Consider the following 15765-nt stretch of genomic DNA (forward strand, 5'->3'; position numbering starts at 1 on the left):
CTAAGAGGCGGCAGTTTTCATCCAACCCGAGGATTACCGTGGCCAAAACCCTGACCCAGATGGCAACCGAGGTTCTGACCACTGCGGATGGGCGGTCCAAGACCGCCCTCTCAAAACGCTATGCCGCCGACTGGTTTGCAGCGCGCAGCGGCGACGCCCCCGCGATCGAAGTCGGAACAGCCACGCCACCGCTGCATCCGTCGCGTCCTGACAAGCCCGAGCTGCTGTCGCCACGCGACGTGCCGCGCCGTCGCCCCGGCTCGGAGGCTGGACGCATCGCGCTGCTGCACGCTGTGGCCCATATCGAGTTGAATGCCGTGGACCTGCACTGGGACGTCATCGCCCGGTTTGGACATGTGCCGATGCCGATCGGATTCTACGACGACTGGGTCAAATGCGCCGAGGAGGAATCGCGCCATTTCGAAATGGTCTGCGACTGCCTGGAAGCGATGGGCAGCCACTACGGCGCCCTGCCCGCCCATGCCGGGATGTGGCGTGCGGCCGAGGACACCGCCGAAGACCTGATGGGCCGGCTGGCGGTGGTGCCGATGGTGCTCGAGGCTCGCGGCCTCGACGTGACACCGGGCATGATCGACATCTTCCGCAAGGCAAAGGCCGATCAGGCCGTGGCCGCGCTTGAGGTGATCTACGCCGAAGAGGTCGGGCATGTGGCCTATGGCTCGAAATGGTTCCACTTTCTGTGCGGCCGCGAGAATGCCGACCCCAAGGACGTGTTCCATCAACTGGTCCGGCGCTATTTCCATGGCGCGCTCAAGCCGCCCTTCAACGAGGAAAAGCGGGCCGAAGCCGGCCTGCCGCCCGATTTCTACTGGCCTTTGACCGAGGATCTGCCGGCCCCGGGAGACGCGAAACGCTGACGGAGTCGCGCCGCTTTCGGCAATTTTCTGCCGATGACGTGCGGGAAAACACCGTAATTGTCGACCAATCGGTTAACAAACTTGCCCAACCGGGACCGGCCCTTTAAGCAATCGGCCCAAGGGGCGGCGATCCACTCACGACCGGTCCCGACATTGGGGATGAGAGGTAAGGCGCGTGAGAACACGTCTGGCAATCAAACTACACTCACTGCTCGAACGGCACTTCCCGGAACGCCGGGTCTTCTTGAAATCCGACAATGACACACGCTTCATCCGGCTCAGCTCGGAGACGCAGATCGTGGCCGCACTTGGCGTTTCGATCATGGTCGGCTGGACGGCGGTCGCCACGGCGATCCTTCTGATGGACAGCATCGGGTCGGGCAATTTCCGTGAACAGGCCAAACGCGATCAGGCGACATACCAGGAACGGCTGAACATTCTGTCGCAGGAACGCGACGCGCGGGCTCAGGAAGCACTGGCCGCACACGCCCGGTTCAACTCGGCGCTTCAGCAGATCTCGGCGATGCAGTCGGAACTGCTGGAATCCGAAAACCGTCGACGCGAGCTGGAAACCGGCATCGAGGTCATTCAGACCACCCTGCGGTCGACCATGAAGCAGCGTGAGGAAGCCCGGGCCCAGCTCGCCGAGCTTCAGGCGAAATCCGATGGCGCATCGGTTGCGATGTTCGCCTCTGCCGCTCCGGCACAGATCGAATTCATGGCCGACGCCCTGACCCGGACAGCACAGCAGCGGGACCAGATCGCCACGGATGCACAGGCGGCGCTGGACCAGCGCGATGAGCTTGAGCTGGAAATCCTGCTGATGCAGGAGCGCAATGACGAGATCTTCCGCCAGCTGGAAGAAGCCATGGTGATCTCGGTCGAACCGCTGGACAAGATGTTCCGCGAGGCCGGAATGCCCACCGACCGGATGCTTGACGAAGTGCGGCGCGGCTACAGCGGCATGGGTGGGCCGCTGACGCCGATTTCCTTCAGTACCCGCGGCGAAGAGCTTTCGGCAGATGAGGTGCGCGCAAATCAGCTTCTGCAGCAGATGGACCAGCTGAATCTGTATCGCATAGCGGCCGAAAAGGCCCCGTTTGCCACACCGGTCAAATCGGCGTTCCGGTTCACCAGCGGATATGGTTATCGCCGCGACCCCAAAACCGGCGGGCGCCGGATGCACAAGGGCACCGACTTTGCGGCCCCGACGGGCACGGATATCTTCGCCACCGCCGACGGTGTCGTGACCCATGCGGGCTGGCAATCCGGCTATGGCCGTCTGATCAAGATAAAGCACGCCTTCGGGGTTGAGACACTTTATGCCCATAACTCGAAGATCCGCGTGAAGGTCGGCCAAAGGGTCTCGCGCGGGGATCACATTGCTGATATGGGTAATTCCGGACGGTCGACCGGAACGCATCTGCACTACGAGGTGCGCGTGAACGGAAAACCTGTAAACCCAATGGACTTCATCAAGGCTGCGAACAATGTTTTCTAAAAGCAAAATCAACGAGCCCGCACCCAAGGCATCCGAAACGGCCAAGCCGGCAGCCCCGGCGCCTCAGGCGACCCCTGCCCCGACCGAACAGAAGGCCGCAAGCACCGCGCCCAAGCCCAAGCCGCCGGCATCGGTTCTGTCGTCGGACCTGCATATCACCGGCAACATCAAGACCACCGGTGACATCCAGGTCGAAGGCACCATCGAAGGCGATATCCGCGCGCATCTGCTGACCATCGGCGAAACCGCGACCATCAAAGGCGAAGTGACCGCGGACGACGTGGTCGTGAACGGCCGCATCGTGGGTCGCGTGCGTGGTCTGAAAGTACGTCTGACCTCGACCGCTCGGGTTGAGGGCGACATCATCCACAAGACCATCGCCATCGAAAGCGGCGCGCATTTCGAAGGCTCGGTTCAGCGTCAGGACGATCCGCTGAACCCAGGACGCAGCGGCAAAACCGGAGCCAATCCGGCGGCTGAAGTCAGCCAGTAAACCGCTCCGAGTACCGAGCTCCAAGAACGCCGCGGCCCCTGTCCGCGGCGTTTTTCTATGCCCATCAGGCAACAATCCGGCCCCCTATCAGGGCCGCAAAGCCCTGCACGCGCGATACATTTTCACAAAAGGTGTTTTTTGAATTAAACTTCACCTCGTTGAAATTGGGAGGTTTTATCATGCGAGCAAAACTGATGGCCGAATTCTTCGGCACGTTCTGGCTGGTTCTCGGCGGTTGTGGCAGCGCGGTGCTGGCTGCCGGGGTCGCCGATGTGGGCATCGGATGGCTGGGCGTGTCGTTCGCCTTCGGCCTGACGGTCCTGACCATGGCCTTTGCGGTCGGCCACATATCGGGTGGTCACTTCAACCCCGCCGTCAGCCTCGGGCTGATGATCGGTGGGCGTTTCCCGTCCAAGGATCTGCTGCCCTACTGGGCTGTGCAGGTGCTTGGGGCGATACTGGCCGCAGCCGTTCTGTACGTGATCGTGAGCGGCGCACCCGGCTTCGAAGGCGTTGGCAGTTTTGCTTCGAACGGGTATGGTGAGGCCTCGCCCGAAGGGTTTTCGATGATGTCGGCGCTGGTGATAGAGATCGTTTTGACCGCCTTCTTCCTTATCATCATTCTGGGCGCGACATCCGAAAAGGCTCCAGCCGGATTTGCGCCCATTGCCATCGGCCTTGGGCTGACGCTGATCCACCTGATTTCGATCCCGGTCACCAATACGTCGGTGAATCCGGCCCGCTCGACCGGGGTGGCGCTGTTTGCCGATGGACCCGCATTGGCGCAGCTGTGGCTGTTCTGGGTCGCCCCACTGATCGGTGGCGCTTTGGGGGCCGCGATCTGGAAGATGATGGCCTCGGACGAATAGGAACTCGTCCTACTAATGCAAAACCCCTCCCGGCCCACGCCGGGAGGTGACCCTGTTTTCCGGTTGCGAGGGCCACACCCGCGGCAAGAATTCGACCGGTCGGATCAGGGTGGTTGAATTTCCGGAACGAACCGCCAGAATTCGCATAACTCTGTGAAAGACCTGATCATGATTTCCTGGCCAAAGTTCCGGCGCCCCGCTTCCGCAATTCCCGCATCCACCGCATGGATTGCTATGGCCAGTATTCCGCTGGTTCATTATTTCTGGCCAGACCTCGGCGCGGTCTCTGATCGGGATCAGACTGTTCTGTTCGCTCTGACGATCTTTGCCATTCTGGCCCTATCCGAGATTTTCATAGCACGAATTCATCGCAAGCCGGGCAGCGGCTTGGTCTACAACCCGGAAAACTTCAAAGACCCGGCGTATCTGGCTGATTTCTGGATCAAACTTATTGGTCTGTCGGCCAGTCTCGCGCTGCTTGCGCTGTTCTACTCCACCGCCGACCTCTACCGGGATGAATGGTATCAGCCGTTCTTTTCGCTGTTCGGCGACTACTGGCCGCTGATCCTTGCGATTGTCCTTTCCGTTGTCACGGCGGTTCATTTCTCGATGCGGCATCCTCGCGACGGCATGTGGCATCTGGGACGTGTGGTTTTGTCTTTTGGTCGCCAATCCACCGGGGCCCGCGAGTTGAAATCCTTTCTTCTTGGGCTGGGCGTCAAAGGATTCTTTCTGCCACTGATGTTCTGCTATCTGGTCTATGACTGGAGCTTTCTGCAGACCCGTTCGCTGTGGGATGCGCAGGATTTTCAGCAGGCCTATGCATATCTCTACCGCTTTGCCTTCTTTCTGGACCTGACAATCGTCACCATCGGCTATGCCACTGCCACCCGGCTTCTGACCTCTCATATCCGCTGGACCGAGACGACGGTGAGCGGATGGCTGGTCTGCGTGATCTGCTATGCCCCGTTCTGGCAACTGCTGTCACGCAGCTATTTCAACTATGTCGAGGATGGCTTCGCCTGGGGTGTCTGGCTGTGGGATTACCCTGTCCTCTACGGATTGTGGGGCGGCACCATCCTGTTCTTCCTGGCGGTCTATTGCCTGACCGCCGCGCGCATGGGTCTGCGGTTCTCGAACCTGACCTATCGCGGGCTGGCCTGCGACTTTCCCTACAACATCAGCAAACACCCGTCCTACATCAGCAAGAACATCACCTGGTGGATGATTTCGATCCCGTTCATCGCGGTCGACTTCTGGGCAGGCCTGGCCAACTGTCTGGCCCTCCTGGGTGTGAACCTGATCTATTTCGCACGGGCCTGGCACGAAGAGCGCTGCCTGTCACGCGCGCCGTCCTACCGAGCCTACAAAAAGCACGTGAACGAATACGGTCTTCTGGCCCGCATCCGACGCGGCCTGAGCGGCTGGACCCGGAGCGTTGCCAGACAGGTGAATTGATCGCGCGGCGCGCGGGTCAGCGCCCTGTCATCCAGATACCGTCGGGCCAGAAGGCGTGGAAGGCAAACGCGAACATCACATCATGAACGACATCCCGTCCGGCACCATCCGTGACGCGGATCGATCCTATGTCGCGTCCCTTGTCGACGCGCCCGGCGTCCAGAGCCGAAGCCTGCCCCGCCGACCAAACGATGACAACGCCTGCTTCTGACAATCGCCCAGCCGCACGCAATCGCGTCAGAGGCCAGGCCCGCTCTCCGACACGCACCACCCGTTCGAGCGGTTGAATACCATGCGGAGGCAGCGCGCCGTCATACAGGAACGGTCTGCGCGCGCTGTCATACCCTCGATAAGGGTTGCGCCCGTAGTCCCGCGCAAAATTCGGCTCGGCCATCACCAGACCGTCGGGATTGCGCTTGCGGAACTGATCCCACCCTTCCATCCACGCTGGCAGCGCTGTCAACTGAGCACCGGTAAACTGGCCCACAATCGCCTCGCCGGTGGCTTGCTGCCACCAGCTTTCGGTTTCGCGGTCATACATGATCATGTCCGAATTTCGCAGCTTGCCGGACACGCCGAAACTGAGAACCCGTCCCGGGATACGCCGATCAAAAACCAGCCCCGAATTGCACAGTGGACAATAGGTAACCGCGACTGGACGGTTACCGATCCGATCATTCACGATTTCATGCCAGATCAGGTAACGCAGGGGATAGGCGCGCGGGCGCGTACCGGGCAGTTCCACCGTGATCACGGCCTCGGTCAGCCCCAGCCCGGTTTCCGCCGTAGCTGGGACAAACTCGGGCTTGTCGATGGCCGGGATGCCGTCTTTCGGCGGTCCGCCGGACCGGACTTCAGACCAGTCACCGATCGAGGTGACCGAAAAATCGGTTTTGGGCCATTCGTCGCGCCACAGGTTCGGGTCCGCGGACACCGCGGTTGCGCAGAACAGCAGAAGGGCAAACAGACGGCATCGCATGAGGCACCTTTGGCTAGCTGCCATCGTGCGTCAGGCAGTGCGGCCAGGCCAAGCCCCTTACACAGGGACGTGAAGCGCCGTGCGCGGACAACCCGGCGCGCAATCCGCGCCGGGTCTAGGGATCATTCGGTGACGGTCACCTTGGTCATGACGTCCGGTTGGCCGACCACCGCGCCGTTCGGGCCTGTGCCGCGTTTGATCGCATCAACAACATCCATGCCGTCGGTCACCTTGCCCACCACCGTGTACTGGCCATTCAGGGTCGGGGCCGGTTCGAACATGATGAAGAACTGCGAATTTGCGCTGTTCGGATTGCTTGCGCGAGCCATTCCGACAATGCCGCGCTCGTAAGGGACTTCGGAAAACTCGGCTGGTAGGTCCGGACGGCTTGAACCGCCGGTGCCGGCACGACGCATGTCGCTGCCCAGTTTACCGTATTCCACGTCCCCGGTCTGTGCCATGAACCCCTCGATCACGCGGTGGAACACCACCCCGTCATACTTGCCTTCGGCGGCCAGAGCGGTGATCTGCTCGACATGCTTGGGCGCGACGTCCTCGAACAGGTCGATGGTGATCGTGCCGTTGGCCTCGCCCTCGACTTCGATCTGCAGGCCTGCGGCCAGCGCGGGGCTGGCCAACAAGGTAAAAACGGCGGCCAGCTTATACATCGGCGGCCACCTTGACGCTGATCATGCGGTCGGGGTTCGCAGGCGGCTCGCCGCGGGTGATGGCATCGACATGCTCCATCCCCTCGATCACGCGGCCGTAAACGGTGTATTGACCGTTGAGGAAGTGGTTGTCCTTGAAGTTGATGAAGAACTGCGAGTTGGCCGAGTTCGGGTTGGCCGAACGAGCGGCACCCAGGGTGCCCCGGTCATGCGGCAACTTGGAAAACTCGGCCGGAAGGTTCGGCAAGGACGACCCGCCAGTGCCTGCCATGCGGATGTTGAAGCCGTCTTCCATGTCGCCGTGCTGCACGTCGCCGGTCTGCGCCATGAAGCCGTCGATCACCCGGTGAAAGGCCACGTTGTCATACTCGCCCGCGCGCGCCAGTTCCTTCATGCGCTCGCTGTGCTGAGGCGCCACGTCCGGCAGCAGTTCGATGACGACGTTACCGTCCTTCAGCTCGATGATGATGGTGTTTTCGGGATCCTTGATCTCGGCCATGGGGCCCTCCTGTGGAATTGATTTGCGCAAATACCTATGCGCCGGACGCGCGAAAGCCAAGTGACGCATTGACCTGAGGGCAAAATGCAGGAAAAGAACCGCTTACGCGTGGTGACAACGGCGAGGATGACACGATGGGCTGGAAAACTCTGGACGACATGGATTTGCAGGGCAAACGCGTTCTTGTGCGCGTAGACATCAACGTCCCGGTTCTGGATGGCGCCGTGACCGATGACACGCGGATCCAGCGGATCGTGCCCACGGTGCGCGACATTCTGGCCGCTGGCGGCAAACCCATCCTGCTGGCCCATTTCGGCCGGCCCGGCGGTGAGCGTCGGCAGAACCTGTCGCTGAAACAGCTGGTGCCCGCGCTGGAAGCCGCCTTTGGAACCAAGGTCCGCTTCGGAGAGGATTGCGTCGGATACGAGGCTGAAATCGCCGCGGCAAACCAAGGTGACGGCGAGGTCTTGCTGCTGGAGAACACCCGCTTTCACGCCGAGGAGACCCAGAACAGCATGACCTTGGCCGAAGGTATGGCCAAGATGGGAGACATCTACTGCAACGACGCTTTCTCGGCGGCTCATCGGGCGCACAGTTCGACCGAGGCACTGGCGCGCCTTTTGCCCTCCTGCGCCGGGCGCCTGATGCAGGCAGAGCTCAGCGCACTCGAAGCCTCTCTGGGCAATCCTCAGCGTCCGGTGACCGCCGTGGTCGGTGGGGCCAAGGTATCAACCAAGCTGGATCTACTGGGCAACCTGATCGAGAAGGTCGACAACCTGATCATCGGCGGCGGCATGGCCAACACCTTTCTGTTGGCCAAAGGGCTGGACGTTGGCAAATCGTTGGCCGAGCACGCGATGACCGATACTGCAGCCGAAATCATGTCAAAAGCAGACAAGGCAGGCTGCCGGATCGTCCTGCCCAGCGATGTTGTCGTTGCCGAGAAATTCGAAGCACACGCCCCACACAAGGTCGTCCCAGCGAACAAGTGCCCCGCAGATTCGATGATCCTGGACGCCGGGCCGGACAGCGTCGCCGCAATCTGCACCATCTTCGAACAGAGCAAGACTCTGATCTGGAACGGCCCATTGGGGGCGTTCGAACTGGAACCCTTCGACGCAGCGACAAATGCCGCTGCATTGAAAGCCGCAGAACTGACGCGGGCGGGCAAACTTGTGTCGGTCGCCGGTGGCGGCGATACGGTTGCAGCCCTCAACGCCTCAGGTGCCGCGCAGGACTTCACCTACATCTCGACCGCCGGCGGTGCGTTCCTGGAATGGATGGAGGGCAAAACCCTGCCCGGTGTGGCAGCGCTGGCCCAATAACCCCATTCTAGTTGGCGATCGGCATTCGTGGTATTCTCTCACAGACCGGGAGATGGGCCATGAAAGCCGTTGCCACGTTTGCTGTTATCCTCTTGCCCAGTGTTTCTGGCGCGCAGTCCCATTGTGCCGGGCAAACTCAGATCGACGCCACTTTCTGTGCCAAAGAGAAATGGGAAATCGCCGATAAAGAACTGAACCGCCTTTGGAAAGAGGTCAAATCAGCGGCGGACAGGCGCGGAAACGGCGAGGCTTTGTTGAACGAACAGCGCGCTTGGTTGAAACGCAGGGACGCAACTTGTGACCCCGAACTCAAAAGCGATGGCAGTGCCGCGCAAATGTTCTATTGGTCTTGCATGGAAGAACAGACCCTGAATCGAAATCAGGAACTGACCGCTTTGCGTTGAGCGGATACCTACGCGGTTATGGCTCTTCGAGCATCACTTTTTTCGTCGAATTGCAAAAAGTGCGAATCGGGGGATTCACAACCCGAATCACCTGTGACATAGTGCCGACAGATGCCCGCAAAGGGCACGTTTTTGAGGCAGTATTCATACGGCGGTCAACAGAGTGTCCCGTTCCAATCGGCCCGGTCTGGGCGCAGTCGCATTCTTCTCGGTGGCCTTCATGCTGGGTGTCTATTTCACCTTTGCTGCCGTTCAGGGCGACTACGGCCTGTTCCGACGGATCGAGATTTCAGCGGAACGGGACGCTCTGTCACGCGACCTTGCGGCGCTGAACGCCGACATCGCTCGGATGGAAAACCTGACCCGACGCCTTTCAGACACCTACCTTGATCTCGACCTGCTGGATCAGCAGGCCCGAACCGTTTTGGGAATGATCCGGGCTGATGAAATCGTCATCCGCTAACTAGCTGTTTGCCCGACCGCCCCGGGTTCCTCTGCAGTCGGCAACTGATACCCGAAAGCGTCGATTTCCCGTCGGAACAGGTTAGCCACCAAGTCCACGGCTTCGCCGTCCCAGTTTTCACCGTAGAAAACATCGAACTGCTTTGACTTTCGAATGCCGGAATTCAAACGCTTGTCGCCGAGGCTGACATCGCCAAGGCCGAAGTCATCCAGCACCTGCGCCAGATCGCTGTCCAGGCTTTCGTATCGCAACACCCGATCAACCGCGATCTCCCCGCCCTCAGATTAAAGATGGAAGTCAGAGAAGAACTTCAGGCGAGTCCGGCAAAAGCTCAGGAACAGTGCATTTGCGTCGTTGATCTGTGTTCTGCGCTGATGCATCCAGAAATAGAACGCTGAGACAGCCTTGTCCCAGGGATTTCTCTCAACGCAAATGCTGCTGCAGCCCTCCGCAATATCGGACAGATACCGATTGACCACGCCGATCCCATTGTGGGGATACCGGGCTTGCACTTCGCCTTTGGCTCTGTCCCGCAAAAGCTTAACCGACCGGCGGACGATGTATTGCTTCCCCGGACGTTGAAGTTCGGCTTCCTTGCCGAACGGTGTTGCGAAATCTCCGTCCTGCAGCTTCGCGCTCAGTGCAATTTCGATGGATGATCCGGCGGTTTTCTTCGTTTTGATGAAAACCAGCTTCGGCTCTCTAAGGATCATCATTCCAATCTGTCTCCGGCGCCTGTCAAAAATTGCCTGCCAATGGAGGCATACTACCCGTGCATACGTTGAACCAAAAGGCGAAAACCTGCCGGATTTCGGGTAGAAACAGATACCCCACCCCGTCCAGGACGCTGCGTCACATTTCCGCTCGCCAGAAAGCGCGAAATGCTTTATGAGATAGTTTAACGCTAAACTATCTTGCCGGAAGGGAGAGGTCGCCACGATGGCTGTGCGAAAAACCACAAAGAAACCAAATGTTTCTGCGGAAGAACTCAAAACCTACTACCGCGAGATGCTGTTGATCCGCCGATTCGAGGAAAAGGCCGGTCAACTGTACGGCATGGGTCTGATCGGCGGTTTCTGCCACCTCTACATCGGTCAGGAAGCCGTCGTCGTGGGGCTCGAAGCTGCGGCCGAGGATGGCGACAAGCGCATCACCTCCTACCGCGACCACGGCCACATGCTGGCCTGCGGGATGGATCCGGGCGGCGTCATGGCTGAATTGACCGGACGCGAAGGCGGCCTGTCCAAGGGCAAGGGCGGCTCGATGCACATGTTCTCGAAAGAAAAGCATTTCTACGGTGGCCATGGCATCGTCGGCGCACAGGTTCCGCTGGGTGCAGGCCTGGCCTTTGCAGACAAGTACAAAGACAACGGCCGCGTGACCTTTACCTATTTCGGTGACGGCGCAGCGAACCAGGGTCAAGTCTATGAAACCTTCAACATGGCGGCCATTTGGCAATTGCCGGTGGTCTTCGTGATCGAGAACAACCAGTACGCGATGGGCACGGCGCAAGCGCGCTCAACTTCGACCAAGGACATCTATCACCGCGGCGAGGCGTTCGGCATTCCCGGCGAAATTGTCAACGGCATGGACGTTCTGGCGGTGAAAGAGGCCGGTGAAAAGGCCGTGGCGCACTGCCGGGCCGGGAAGGGCCCGTACATCCTCGAGGTCAAGACCTACCGCTACCGCGGACACTCGATGTCGGATCCCGCCAAGTACCGCACCCGCGAAGAGGTTCAGAAGGTGCGCGAGCAGAGCGACCCGATTGAACACGTGCGCGAGCTGCTGCTGACCGGCAAGCACGCCACCGAGGATGACCTGAAGGCGATCGACAAGGAAATCAAGGAGGTCGTCAACCAGGCCGCCGAGTTCGCCAAGGAAAGCCCCGAGCCGTCGCTGGACGAGCTCTGGACCGACATTTACGCCTGAGAGGACGAATAAGACATGGCAACCGAAATTCTCATGCCCGCCCTTTCGCCGACCATGGAGGAAGGCACACTGGCCAAGTGGCTGGTCAAGGAAGGCGACACCGTAAGCTCTGGCGACATTCTGGCCGAGATCGAAACCGACAAGGCCACGATGGAGTTCGAAGCCGTCGATGAAGGCATCGTCGGCAAAATCCTGATTGCCGAGGGCACCGAAGGCGTAAAGGTCAACACCCCGATCGCGATCCTGGTCGAAGAGGGCGAAGACGCCTCGGCCGTGACCACGGCTGCACCCGCAGCCGCAGCGGAGGCCGAAGCCGCCCCGGCGGCGGTCGAGGCCCCCGCTCCTGCCCCTGCTGCACCGGCCGCGCCTACCGTGGACCTGTCGCCGGACTGGCCGGCAGATGCCGAGATGAAATCGATGACGGTCCGTGAGGCTCTGCGCGACGCGATGGCCGAGGAAATGCGCTCGGACGAAGACGTCTACCTGATGGGCGAAGAAGTCGGTGAATACCAGGGCGCCTACAAGGTGAGCCAAGGCCTGCTGGACGAATTCGGCGCAAAACGCGTGATCGACACGCCGATCACCGAGCATGGATTTACCGGCATTGCCGTGGGTTCCGCCTTTGGCGGCCTGAAGCCGATCGTCGAGTTCATGACATTCAACTTCGCCATGCAGGCGATCGACCAGATCATCAACTCTGCCGCCAAGACGCTGTATATGTCCGGCGGTCAGATGGGCTGTCCGATCGTGTTCCGAGGCCCCAACGGCGCCGCCGCGCGCGTGGCGGCCCAGCACTCTCAGGACTATGCCGCTTGGTACATGCAGATCCCGGGCCTGAAGGTGGTGATGCCCTATTCGGCAGCCGACGCCAAAGGTCTGCTGAAATCGGCCATCCGCGATCCCAACCCGGTCGTGTTCCTGGAAAACGAAATCCTCTATGGCCGCTCGTTCGACGTGCCGCAGGTCGATGACCTGACCGTGCCGCTGGGCAAGGCCCGCATCTGGCGCGAAGGCACCGATGTGACCATCGTCAGCTTTGGCATCGGCATGCAATACGCATTGGAAGCCGCCGACAAGCTGGCCGAGGACGGCATCAGCGCCGAGGTGATCGACCTGCGCACCATCCGCCCGATGGACACTGGCGCGATCATCAACTCGGTGATGAAAACAAACCGTCTGGTCACCGTGGAAGAAGGCTGGCCGCAAGGCTCAGTCGGCAGCTACATCAGTTCCGTGGTCATGCAGGAAGCGTTCGACTATCTAGACGCGCCCGTCATCACGCTGACCGGCAAGGATGTGCCCATGCCCTATGCGGCGAACCTGGAAAAGCTGGCGCTGATTACCACCGACGAGGTGATCGCCGCCGTCAAACAAGTGACCTATCGGTAAGGAGCGACTGACAGATGCCCACCGAAATTCTGATGCCCGCCCTATCGCCGACCATGGAGGAAGGCACGCTTGCCAAATGGCTGGTCAAGGAAGGCGACACCGTCTCCTCCGGCGACCTGCTGGCCGAGATCGAGACCGACAAGGCCACGATGGAGTTCGAAGCCGTCGATGAAGGTATCGTCGGCAAGATCTTGGTTCCTGAGGGCACCGAAGGGGTCAAGGTCAACACCCCCATCGCCGTGCTGCTGGAAGAGGGCGAAAGCGCCGATGACATCGCCGCCGCCGCCAAAGCGCCCGAGGCTGCACCCGCAGCCGACGCGGGCAACGAGGCCGCCGCACCTGCGGCGTCCGAGGCGCCCGCCCCCGCTTCGGCACCTGCGGCTCCGGTCAAGGCAGATGGCGGTCGCATCTTTGCTTCTCCGCTGGCCCGTCGCATTGCCGCCCAAAAGGGTCTGGATCTAGCACAGATCAAGGGCTCGGGCCCGCATGGCCGCATCGTCAAAGCAGATGTCGAAGGCGCAACCGCTCCGGCAGCGGCACCGGCACCGGCTGCTTCGGCAAGCGCGGCGCCGGCCACTGCCGCTGCTCCTGCAGGCCCCTCGGCCGACATGGTGGCTCGCATGTACGAGGGCCGCGAGTACGAGGAGGTCATGTTGGACGGCATGCGCAAGACCATCGCCGCCCGTCTGGCCGAGGCCAAGCAGACTATCCCGCATTTCTACCTGCGCCGCGATATCAAGCTGGACGCGCTGCTGAAATTCCGCAGCCAGTTGAACAAGCAGCTGGAAGCCCGTGGCGTAAAGCTGAGCGTCAACGACTTCATCATCAAGGCCGTCGCCAACGCGCTGCAGCAAGTGCCCGAGTGCAACGCCGTCTGGGCGGGCGACCGGGTGCTGCAGCTGAAACCCTCGGACGTGGCCGTGGCCGTGGCGATCGAAGGCGGCCTGTTCACCCCGGTCCTGCAAGACGCCGACACCAAATCTCTGTCGGCCCTGTCGACCGAAATGAAGGACCTAGCCGCGCGCGCGCGCGAGCGCAAGCTGGCCCCGCATGAGTATCAGGGCGGCACCTTCGCGGTTTCGAACCTGGGCATGTATGGCATCGACAATTTCGACGCCATCGTGAACCCGCCGCATGCGGGCATCCTGGCCGTCGGCACCGGCGCCAAGAAGCCAGTCGTGGGCGAGGATGGGGAGCTGACCGTGGCGACCGTGATGTCGGTTACCATGTCGGTCGATCACCGGGTGATCGACGGCGCGCTTGGGGCACAGCTCCTGCAAGCCATCGTGGACAACCTCGAAAACCCCATGGTCATGCTGGCCTGATCCAAGTCACAAAAATCAAAAAAGCCGCCTCGGACCCCGAGGCGGCTTTTTTCGTACCTGAGAACAGGCTTACTGATCCTTGCCCAGCATGTGATCCATCGAGATCGAGGGCTGGTCGCACCCCGCCTCACCCACGATCTTGGCGGGGATACCCGCTACGGTCTTGCAGGGCGGCACATCCTGCAGCACCACCGAACCGGCGGCAATGCGGCTGCAATGACCCACGCGGATGTTGCCCAGAACCTTGGCCCCGGCCCCGATTAGAACGCCATCCTCGATTTTGGGATGACGATCCTCTTCTTCCTTGCCGGTCCCGCCAAGAGTCACCGAATGCAGCATCGAGACGTTGTCGCCCACGACCGCAGTTTCACCGATCACGATGGAGTGCGCGTGGTCGATCATGATCCCCTTGCCGATCTTCGCGGCGGGGTGAATGTCGATCCCGAAGATTTCCGAACTGCGCATCTGGAAGAAATAGGCCAGATCGTGCCGGCCCTTCTGCCACAGCCAGTGTGCCACGCGATAGGCCTGCATGGCTTGGTAGCCTTTGAAATACAGAATCGGCTGCAGCAGACGATGGCAGGCCGGGTCGCGCTCGTACACGGCCATCAGATCCGCGCGGGCTGCATTCATCAGCGCCTTGTCATCGGCATATGCCTCTTCGACGATTTCACGCAGAACCATCATCGACATCTCGTTCGAGCACAGCTTGGCCGAGATCCGATAGGACAACGCACGTTCCAGAGATTTGTGGTGCAGGATACAGGCATGCACCAGTCCGCCCATCAAAGGCTCTTTTTCGACGGCGGCCTGTGCTTCGGCCGTGATCCGGTCCCAGACGGGGTCAACTGACGTTACTTGGGTGCGCGTTTCAAACATGGCTTTTGATCCTCTGCTGCGCCTAGAATAGCCATCTAGGCCCAAAAAGGCCAAACGCAAACCCTTGATGTGCAACACAACAGAAAATGAACCGGTCCGAACTCAGGGAATTTGAAACACTTATCCTGTCCCGGCTAGAGGAATTGGAACGCAATTCCCTGGCCGGTCAGGACGCTCAATCCGTGGTCGAGCTTGACCAGCAGGCGGTCGGGCGGCTCAGCCGAATGGATGCGCTGCAGAATCAAGCCATGGCCAAGGCGCAACAAACGCGACGAGATCTCGAAGCCCGACGGCTGAGAGCCGCCCTCGACCGAATGGCCGAGGGCGAATTCGGGTATTGCGAGGACTGCGGTGACGACATTCCGCGCAGACGCCTGGACCTGGACCCGGCCGCCAGCAAGTGCGTCAGCTGCGCGGCCGGTTGAGTTGAAACCGGATAAGTTGGCGCAGTACCGTCTCGAAACACCGGCAATACTCGGTGTCGCTGAAGCTTGGCTCATCTGCCAACGGGCGGCTGCGTGCCGCTGCCATCAATCCTCCGTTCCCGTGAACAGGATGCAAACGACCCGTCGCGGCCACGTGACGGTCAGCCAACTCGGCCTCGGCGATCATGCGCGCGCACAGCCGCTCACGCTGGGCTTGCGGCACGGTCAGCAAAACCCGCGCCGCAGAACTGACATCGCCGTGCAAAACAGGGCGCATGGTC

At 60.8% G+C, this 15765-nt stretch carries 19 protein-coding genes; 12 read left to right on the forward strand and 7 right to left on the reverse strand.

Going from position 1 to position 15765, the window contains the following annotated elements:
* Nucleotides 1-59 precede the first annotated feature (59 nt).
* The 5 genes from ACR0JC_RS04240 (at nucleotide 60) to ACR0JC_RS04260 (ending at nucleotide 5199) form a co-directional block, all read left to right on the forward strand.
* On the forward strand, nucleotides 60-878 hold the full coding sequence (locus ACR0JC_RS04240; protein WP_170340029.1) for a ferritin-like domain-containing protein: 819 nt from the start codon (nucleotides 60-62) through the stop codon (nucleotides 876-878).
* A 175-nt stretch (nucleotides 879-1053) separates the two neighbouring features.
* Complete coding sequence (locus ACR0JC_RS04245) at nucleotides 1054-2379, forward strand: DUF5930 domain-containing protein (RefSeq protein ID WP_170338629.1); 1326 nt, start codon at nucleotides 1054-1056, stop codon at nucleotides 2377-2379.
* Nucleotides 2369-2872 (forward strand): bactofilin family protein, encoded by a 504-nt coding sequence (locus ACR0JC_RS04250; protein WP_093962377.1) that lies wholly within the window; start codon nucleotides 2369-2371, stop codon nucleotides 2870-2872. Before ACR0JC_RS04245 ends, ACR0JC_RS04250 begins: the two co-directional genes overlap by 11 nt.
* Before the next feature lie 179 nt (nucleotides 2873-3051).
* On the forward strand, nucleotides 3052-3741 hold the full coding sequence (gene aqpZ, locus ACR0JC_RS04255) for an aquaporin Z (protein ID WP_170338627.1): 690 nt from the start codon (nucleotides 3052-3054) through the stop codon (nucleotides 3739-3741).
* Between the two features lie 234 nt (nucleotides 3742-3975).
* On the forward strand, nucleotides 3976-5199 hold the full coding sequence (locus ACR0JC_RS04260; RefSeq protein ID WP_170338625.1) for a hypothetical protein: 1224 nt from the start codon (nucleotides 3976-3978) through the stop codon (nucleotides 5197-5199).
* A gap of 16 nt (nucleotides 5200-5215) precedes the next feature.
* Here ACR0JC_RS04260 and ACR0JC_RS04265 read toward each other — a convergent pair whose 3' ends face one another.
* From ACR0JC_RS04265 to ACR0JC_RS04275, 3 genes are all read right to left on the reverse strand, one after another.
* Complete coding sequence (locus tag ACR0JC_RS04265; protein WP_170338116.1) at nucleotides 5216-6178, reverse strand: DUF3179 domain-containing protein; 963 nt, start codon at nucleotides 6176-6178, stop codon at nucleotides 5216-5218.
* A 122-nt stretch (nucleotides 6179-6300) separates the two neighbouring features.
* Complete coding sequence (locus ACR0JC_RS04270; protein ID WP_170338115.1) at nucleotides 6301-6846, reverse strand: peptidylprolyl isomerase; 546 nt, start codon at nucleotides 6844-6846, stop codon at nucleotides 6301-6303.
* A complete protein-coding gene (locus tag ACR0JC_RS04275; protein ID WP_093962382.1) occupies nucleotides 6839-7345 on the reverse strand; it encodes a peptidylprolyl isomerase in 507 nt (168 codons plus the stop codon). The genes ACR0JC_RS04270 and ACR0JC_RS04275 overlap by 8 nt, the downstream gene beginning before the upstream one ends.
* Nucleotides 7346-7479: 134 nt before the next feature.
* Here ACR0JC_RS04275 and ACR0JC_RS04280 point away from each other — a divergent pair, with 134 nt between their 5' ends.
* From ACR0JC_RS04280 to ACR0JC_RS04290, 3 genes are all read left to right on the forward strand, one after another.
* The gene (locus tag ACR0JC_RS04280) at nucleotides 7480-8670 is read left to right on the forward strand and encodes a phosphoglycerate kinase (protein WP_480763303.1); all 1191 of its coding nucleotides are present in this window, start codon (nucleotides 7480-7482) and stop codon (nucleotides 8668-8670) included.
* A gap of 59 nt (nucleotides 8671-8729) precedes the next feature.
* On the forward strand, nucleotides 8730-9074 hold the full coding sequence (locus tag ACR0JC_RS04285) for a lysozyme inhibitor LprI family protein (protein WP_170338620.1): 345 nt from the start codon (nucleotides 8730-8732) through the stop codon (nucleotides 9072-9074).
* A gap of 163 nt (nucleotides 9075-9237) precedes the next feature.
* Complete coding sequence (locus ACR0JC_RS04290; RefSeq protein WP_170338112.1) at nucleotides 9238-9537, forward strand: FtsB family cell division protein; 300 nt, start codon at nucleotides 9238-9240, stop codon at nucleotides 9535-9537.
* Here ACR0JC_RS04290 and ACR0JC_RS04295 read toward each other — a convergent pair.
* Together ACR0JC_RS04295 and ACR0JC_RS04300 are read right to left on the reverse strand one after the other, a co-directional pair.
* Entirely contained in the window at nucleotides 9534-9791 is a 258-nt protein-coding gene (locus tag ACR0JC_RS04295; protein ID WP_217361072.1) for a hypothetical protein, read from the reverse strand. The genes ACR0JC_RS04290 and ACR0JC_RS04295 overlap by 4 nt on opposite strands.
* Before the next feature lie 30 nt (nucleotides 9792-9821).
* A complete protein-coding gene (locus ACR0JC_RS04300; RefSeq protein WP_217361071.1) occupies nucleotides 9822-10253 on the reverse strand; it encodes a hypothetical protein in 432 nt (143 codons plus the stop codon).
* A 223-nt stretch (nucleotides 10254-10476) separates the two neighbouring features.
* Between ACR0JC_RS04300 and pdhA the strand changes: the two genes are divergently transcribed.
* From pdhA to ACR0JC_RS04315, 3 genes are read left to right on the forward strand one after another with little or no spacing between them, the layout of a single operon-like run.
* Nucleotides 10477-11466, forward strand: coding sequence for a pyruvate dehydrogenase (acetyl-transferring) E1 component subunit alpha (pdhA, locus tag ACR0JC_RS04305; protein WP_170338614.1), 990 nt, complete (start codon nucleotides 10477-10479; stop codon nucleotides 11464-11466).
* 15 nt (nucleotides 11467-11481) lie between these two features.
* Nucleotides 11482-12855, forward strand: a complete 1374-nt coding sequence (locus ACR0JC_RS04310; RefSeq protein ID WP_480763313.1) for a pyruvate dehydrogenase complex E1 component subunit beta — start codon at nucleotides 11482-11484, stop codon at nucleotides 12853-12855.
* 14 nt (nucleotides 12856-12869) lie between these two features.
* Nucleotides 12870-14180 (forward strand): pyruvate dehydrogenase complex dihydrolipoamide acetyltransferase, encoded by a 1311-nt coding sequence (locus tag ACR0JC_RS04315; RefSeq protein WP_480763316.1) that lies wholly within the window; start codon nucleotides 12870-12872, stop codon nucleotides 14178-14180.
* A gap of 69 nt (nucleotides 14181-14249) precedes the next feature.
* Here the strand turns inward: ACR0JC_RS04315 and cysE are convergent, their stop codons facing one another.
* Nucleotides 14250-15059 carry a serine O-acetyltransferase gene (gene cysE, locus ACR0JC_RS04320; protein ID WP_093962389.1) on the reverse strand — a complete coding sequence of 270 codons (810 nt, stop codon included), beginning with the start codon at nucleotides 15057-15059 and terminating at the stop codon, nucleotides 14250-14252.
* An 86-nt stretch (nucleotides 15060-15145) separates the two neighbouring features.
* On the opposite strand from cysE, the gene ACR0JC_RS04325 reads away from it, so the two are divergent.
* Nucleotides 15146-15484 carry a TraR/DksA family transcriptional regulator gene (locus ACR0JC_RS04325; protein WP_170338608.1) on the forward strand — a complete coding sequence of 113 codons (339 nt, stop codon included), beginning with the start codon at nucleotides 15146-15148 and terminating at the stop codon, nucleotides 15482-15484.
* On the opposite strand, the gene ACR0JC_RS04330 is transcribed toward ACR0JC_RS04325, so the two are convergent.
* Complete coding sequence (locus ACR0JC_RS04330; protein WP_170338606.1) at nucleotides 15465-15761, reverse strand: DUF7742 family protein; 297 nt, start codon at nucleotides 15759-15761, stop codon at nucleotides 15465-15467. The genes ACR0JC_RS04325 and ACR0JC_RS04330 overlap by 20 nt on opposite strands.
* Between the last annotated feature and the right edge of the window lie 4 nt (nucleotides 15762-15765).

The sequence above is a fragment of the Ruegeria sp. CH5 genome (genome assembly GCF_056537025.1).

What these genes read in the sequence shown, in the direction of transcription:
- cysE (WP_093962389.1), bottom strand. Translation starts at nt 15,059, where the DNA reads ATGTTTGAAACGCGCACCCAAGTAACGTCAGTTGACCCCGTCTGGGAC.
- ACR0JC_RS04310 (WP_480763313.1), top strand. Translation starts at nt 11,482, where the DNA reads ATGGCAACCGAAATTCTCATGCCCGCCCTTTCGCCGACCATGGAGGAA.
- ACR0JC_RS04330 (WP_170338606.1), bottom strand. Translation starts at nt 15,761, where the DNA reads ATGCGCCCTGTTTTGCACGGCGATGTCAGTTCTGCGGCGCGGGTTTTG.
- ACR0JC_RS04300 (WP_217361071.1), bottom strand. Translation starts at nt 10,253, where the DNA reads ATGATGATCCTTAGAGAGCCGAAGCTGGTTTTCATCAAAACGAAGAAA.
- ACR0JC_RS04265 (WP_170338116.1), bottom strand. Translation starts at nt 6,178, where the DNA reads ATGCGATGCCGTCTGTTTGCCCTTCTGCTGTTCTGCGCAACCGCGGTG.
- ACR0JC_RS04250 (WP_093962377.1), top strand. Translation starts at nt 2,369, where the DNA reads ATGTTTTCTAAAAGCAAAATCAACGAGCCCGCACCCAAGGCATCCGAA.
- ACR0JC_RS04270 (WP_170338115.1), bottom strand. Translation starts at nt 6,846, where the DNA reads ATGTATAAGCTGGCCGCCGTTTTTACCTTGTTGGCCAGCCCCGCGCTG.
- pdhA (WP_170338614.1), top strand. Translation starts at nt 10,477, where the DNA reads ATGGCTGTGCGAAAAACCACAAAGAAACCAAATGTTTCTGCGGAAGAA.
- ACR0JC_RS04260 (WP_170338625.1), top strand. Translation starts at nt 3,976, where the DNA reads ATGGCCAGTATTCCGCTGGTTCATTATTTCTGGCCAGACCTCGGCGCG.
- aqpZ (WP_170338627.1), top strand. Translation starts at nt 3,052, where the DNA reads ATGCGAGCAAAACTGATGGCCGAATTCTTCGGCACGTTCTGGCTGGTT.
- ACR0JC_RS04285 (WP_170338620.1), top strand. Translation starts at nt 8,730, where the DNA reads ATGAAAGCCGTTGCCACGTTTGCTGTTATCCTCTTGCCCAGTGTTTCT.
- ACR0JC_RS04240 (WP_170340029.1), top strand. Translation starts at nt 60, where the DNA reads ATGGCAACCGAGGTTCTGACCACTGCGGATGGGCGGTCCAAGACCGCC.
- ACR0JC_RS04315 (WP_480763316.1), top strand. Translation starts at nt 12,870, where the DNA reads ATGCCCACCGAAATTCTGATGCCCGCCCTATCGCCGACCATGGAGGAA.
- ACR0JC_RS04275 (WP_093962382.1), bottom strand. Translation starts at nt 7,345, where the DNA reads ATGGCCGAGATCAAGGATCCCGAAAACACCATCATCATCGAGCTGAAG.
- ACR0JC_RS04280 (WP_480763303.1), top strand. Translation starts at nt 7,480, where the DNA reads ATGGGCTGGAAAACTCTGGACGACATGGATTTGCAGGGCAAACGCGTT.
- ACR0JC_RS04325 (WP_170338608.1), top strand. Translation starts at nt 15,146, where the DNA reads ATGAACCGGTCCGAACTCAGGGAATTTGAAACACTTATCCTGTCCCGG.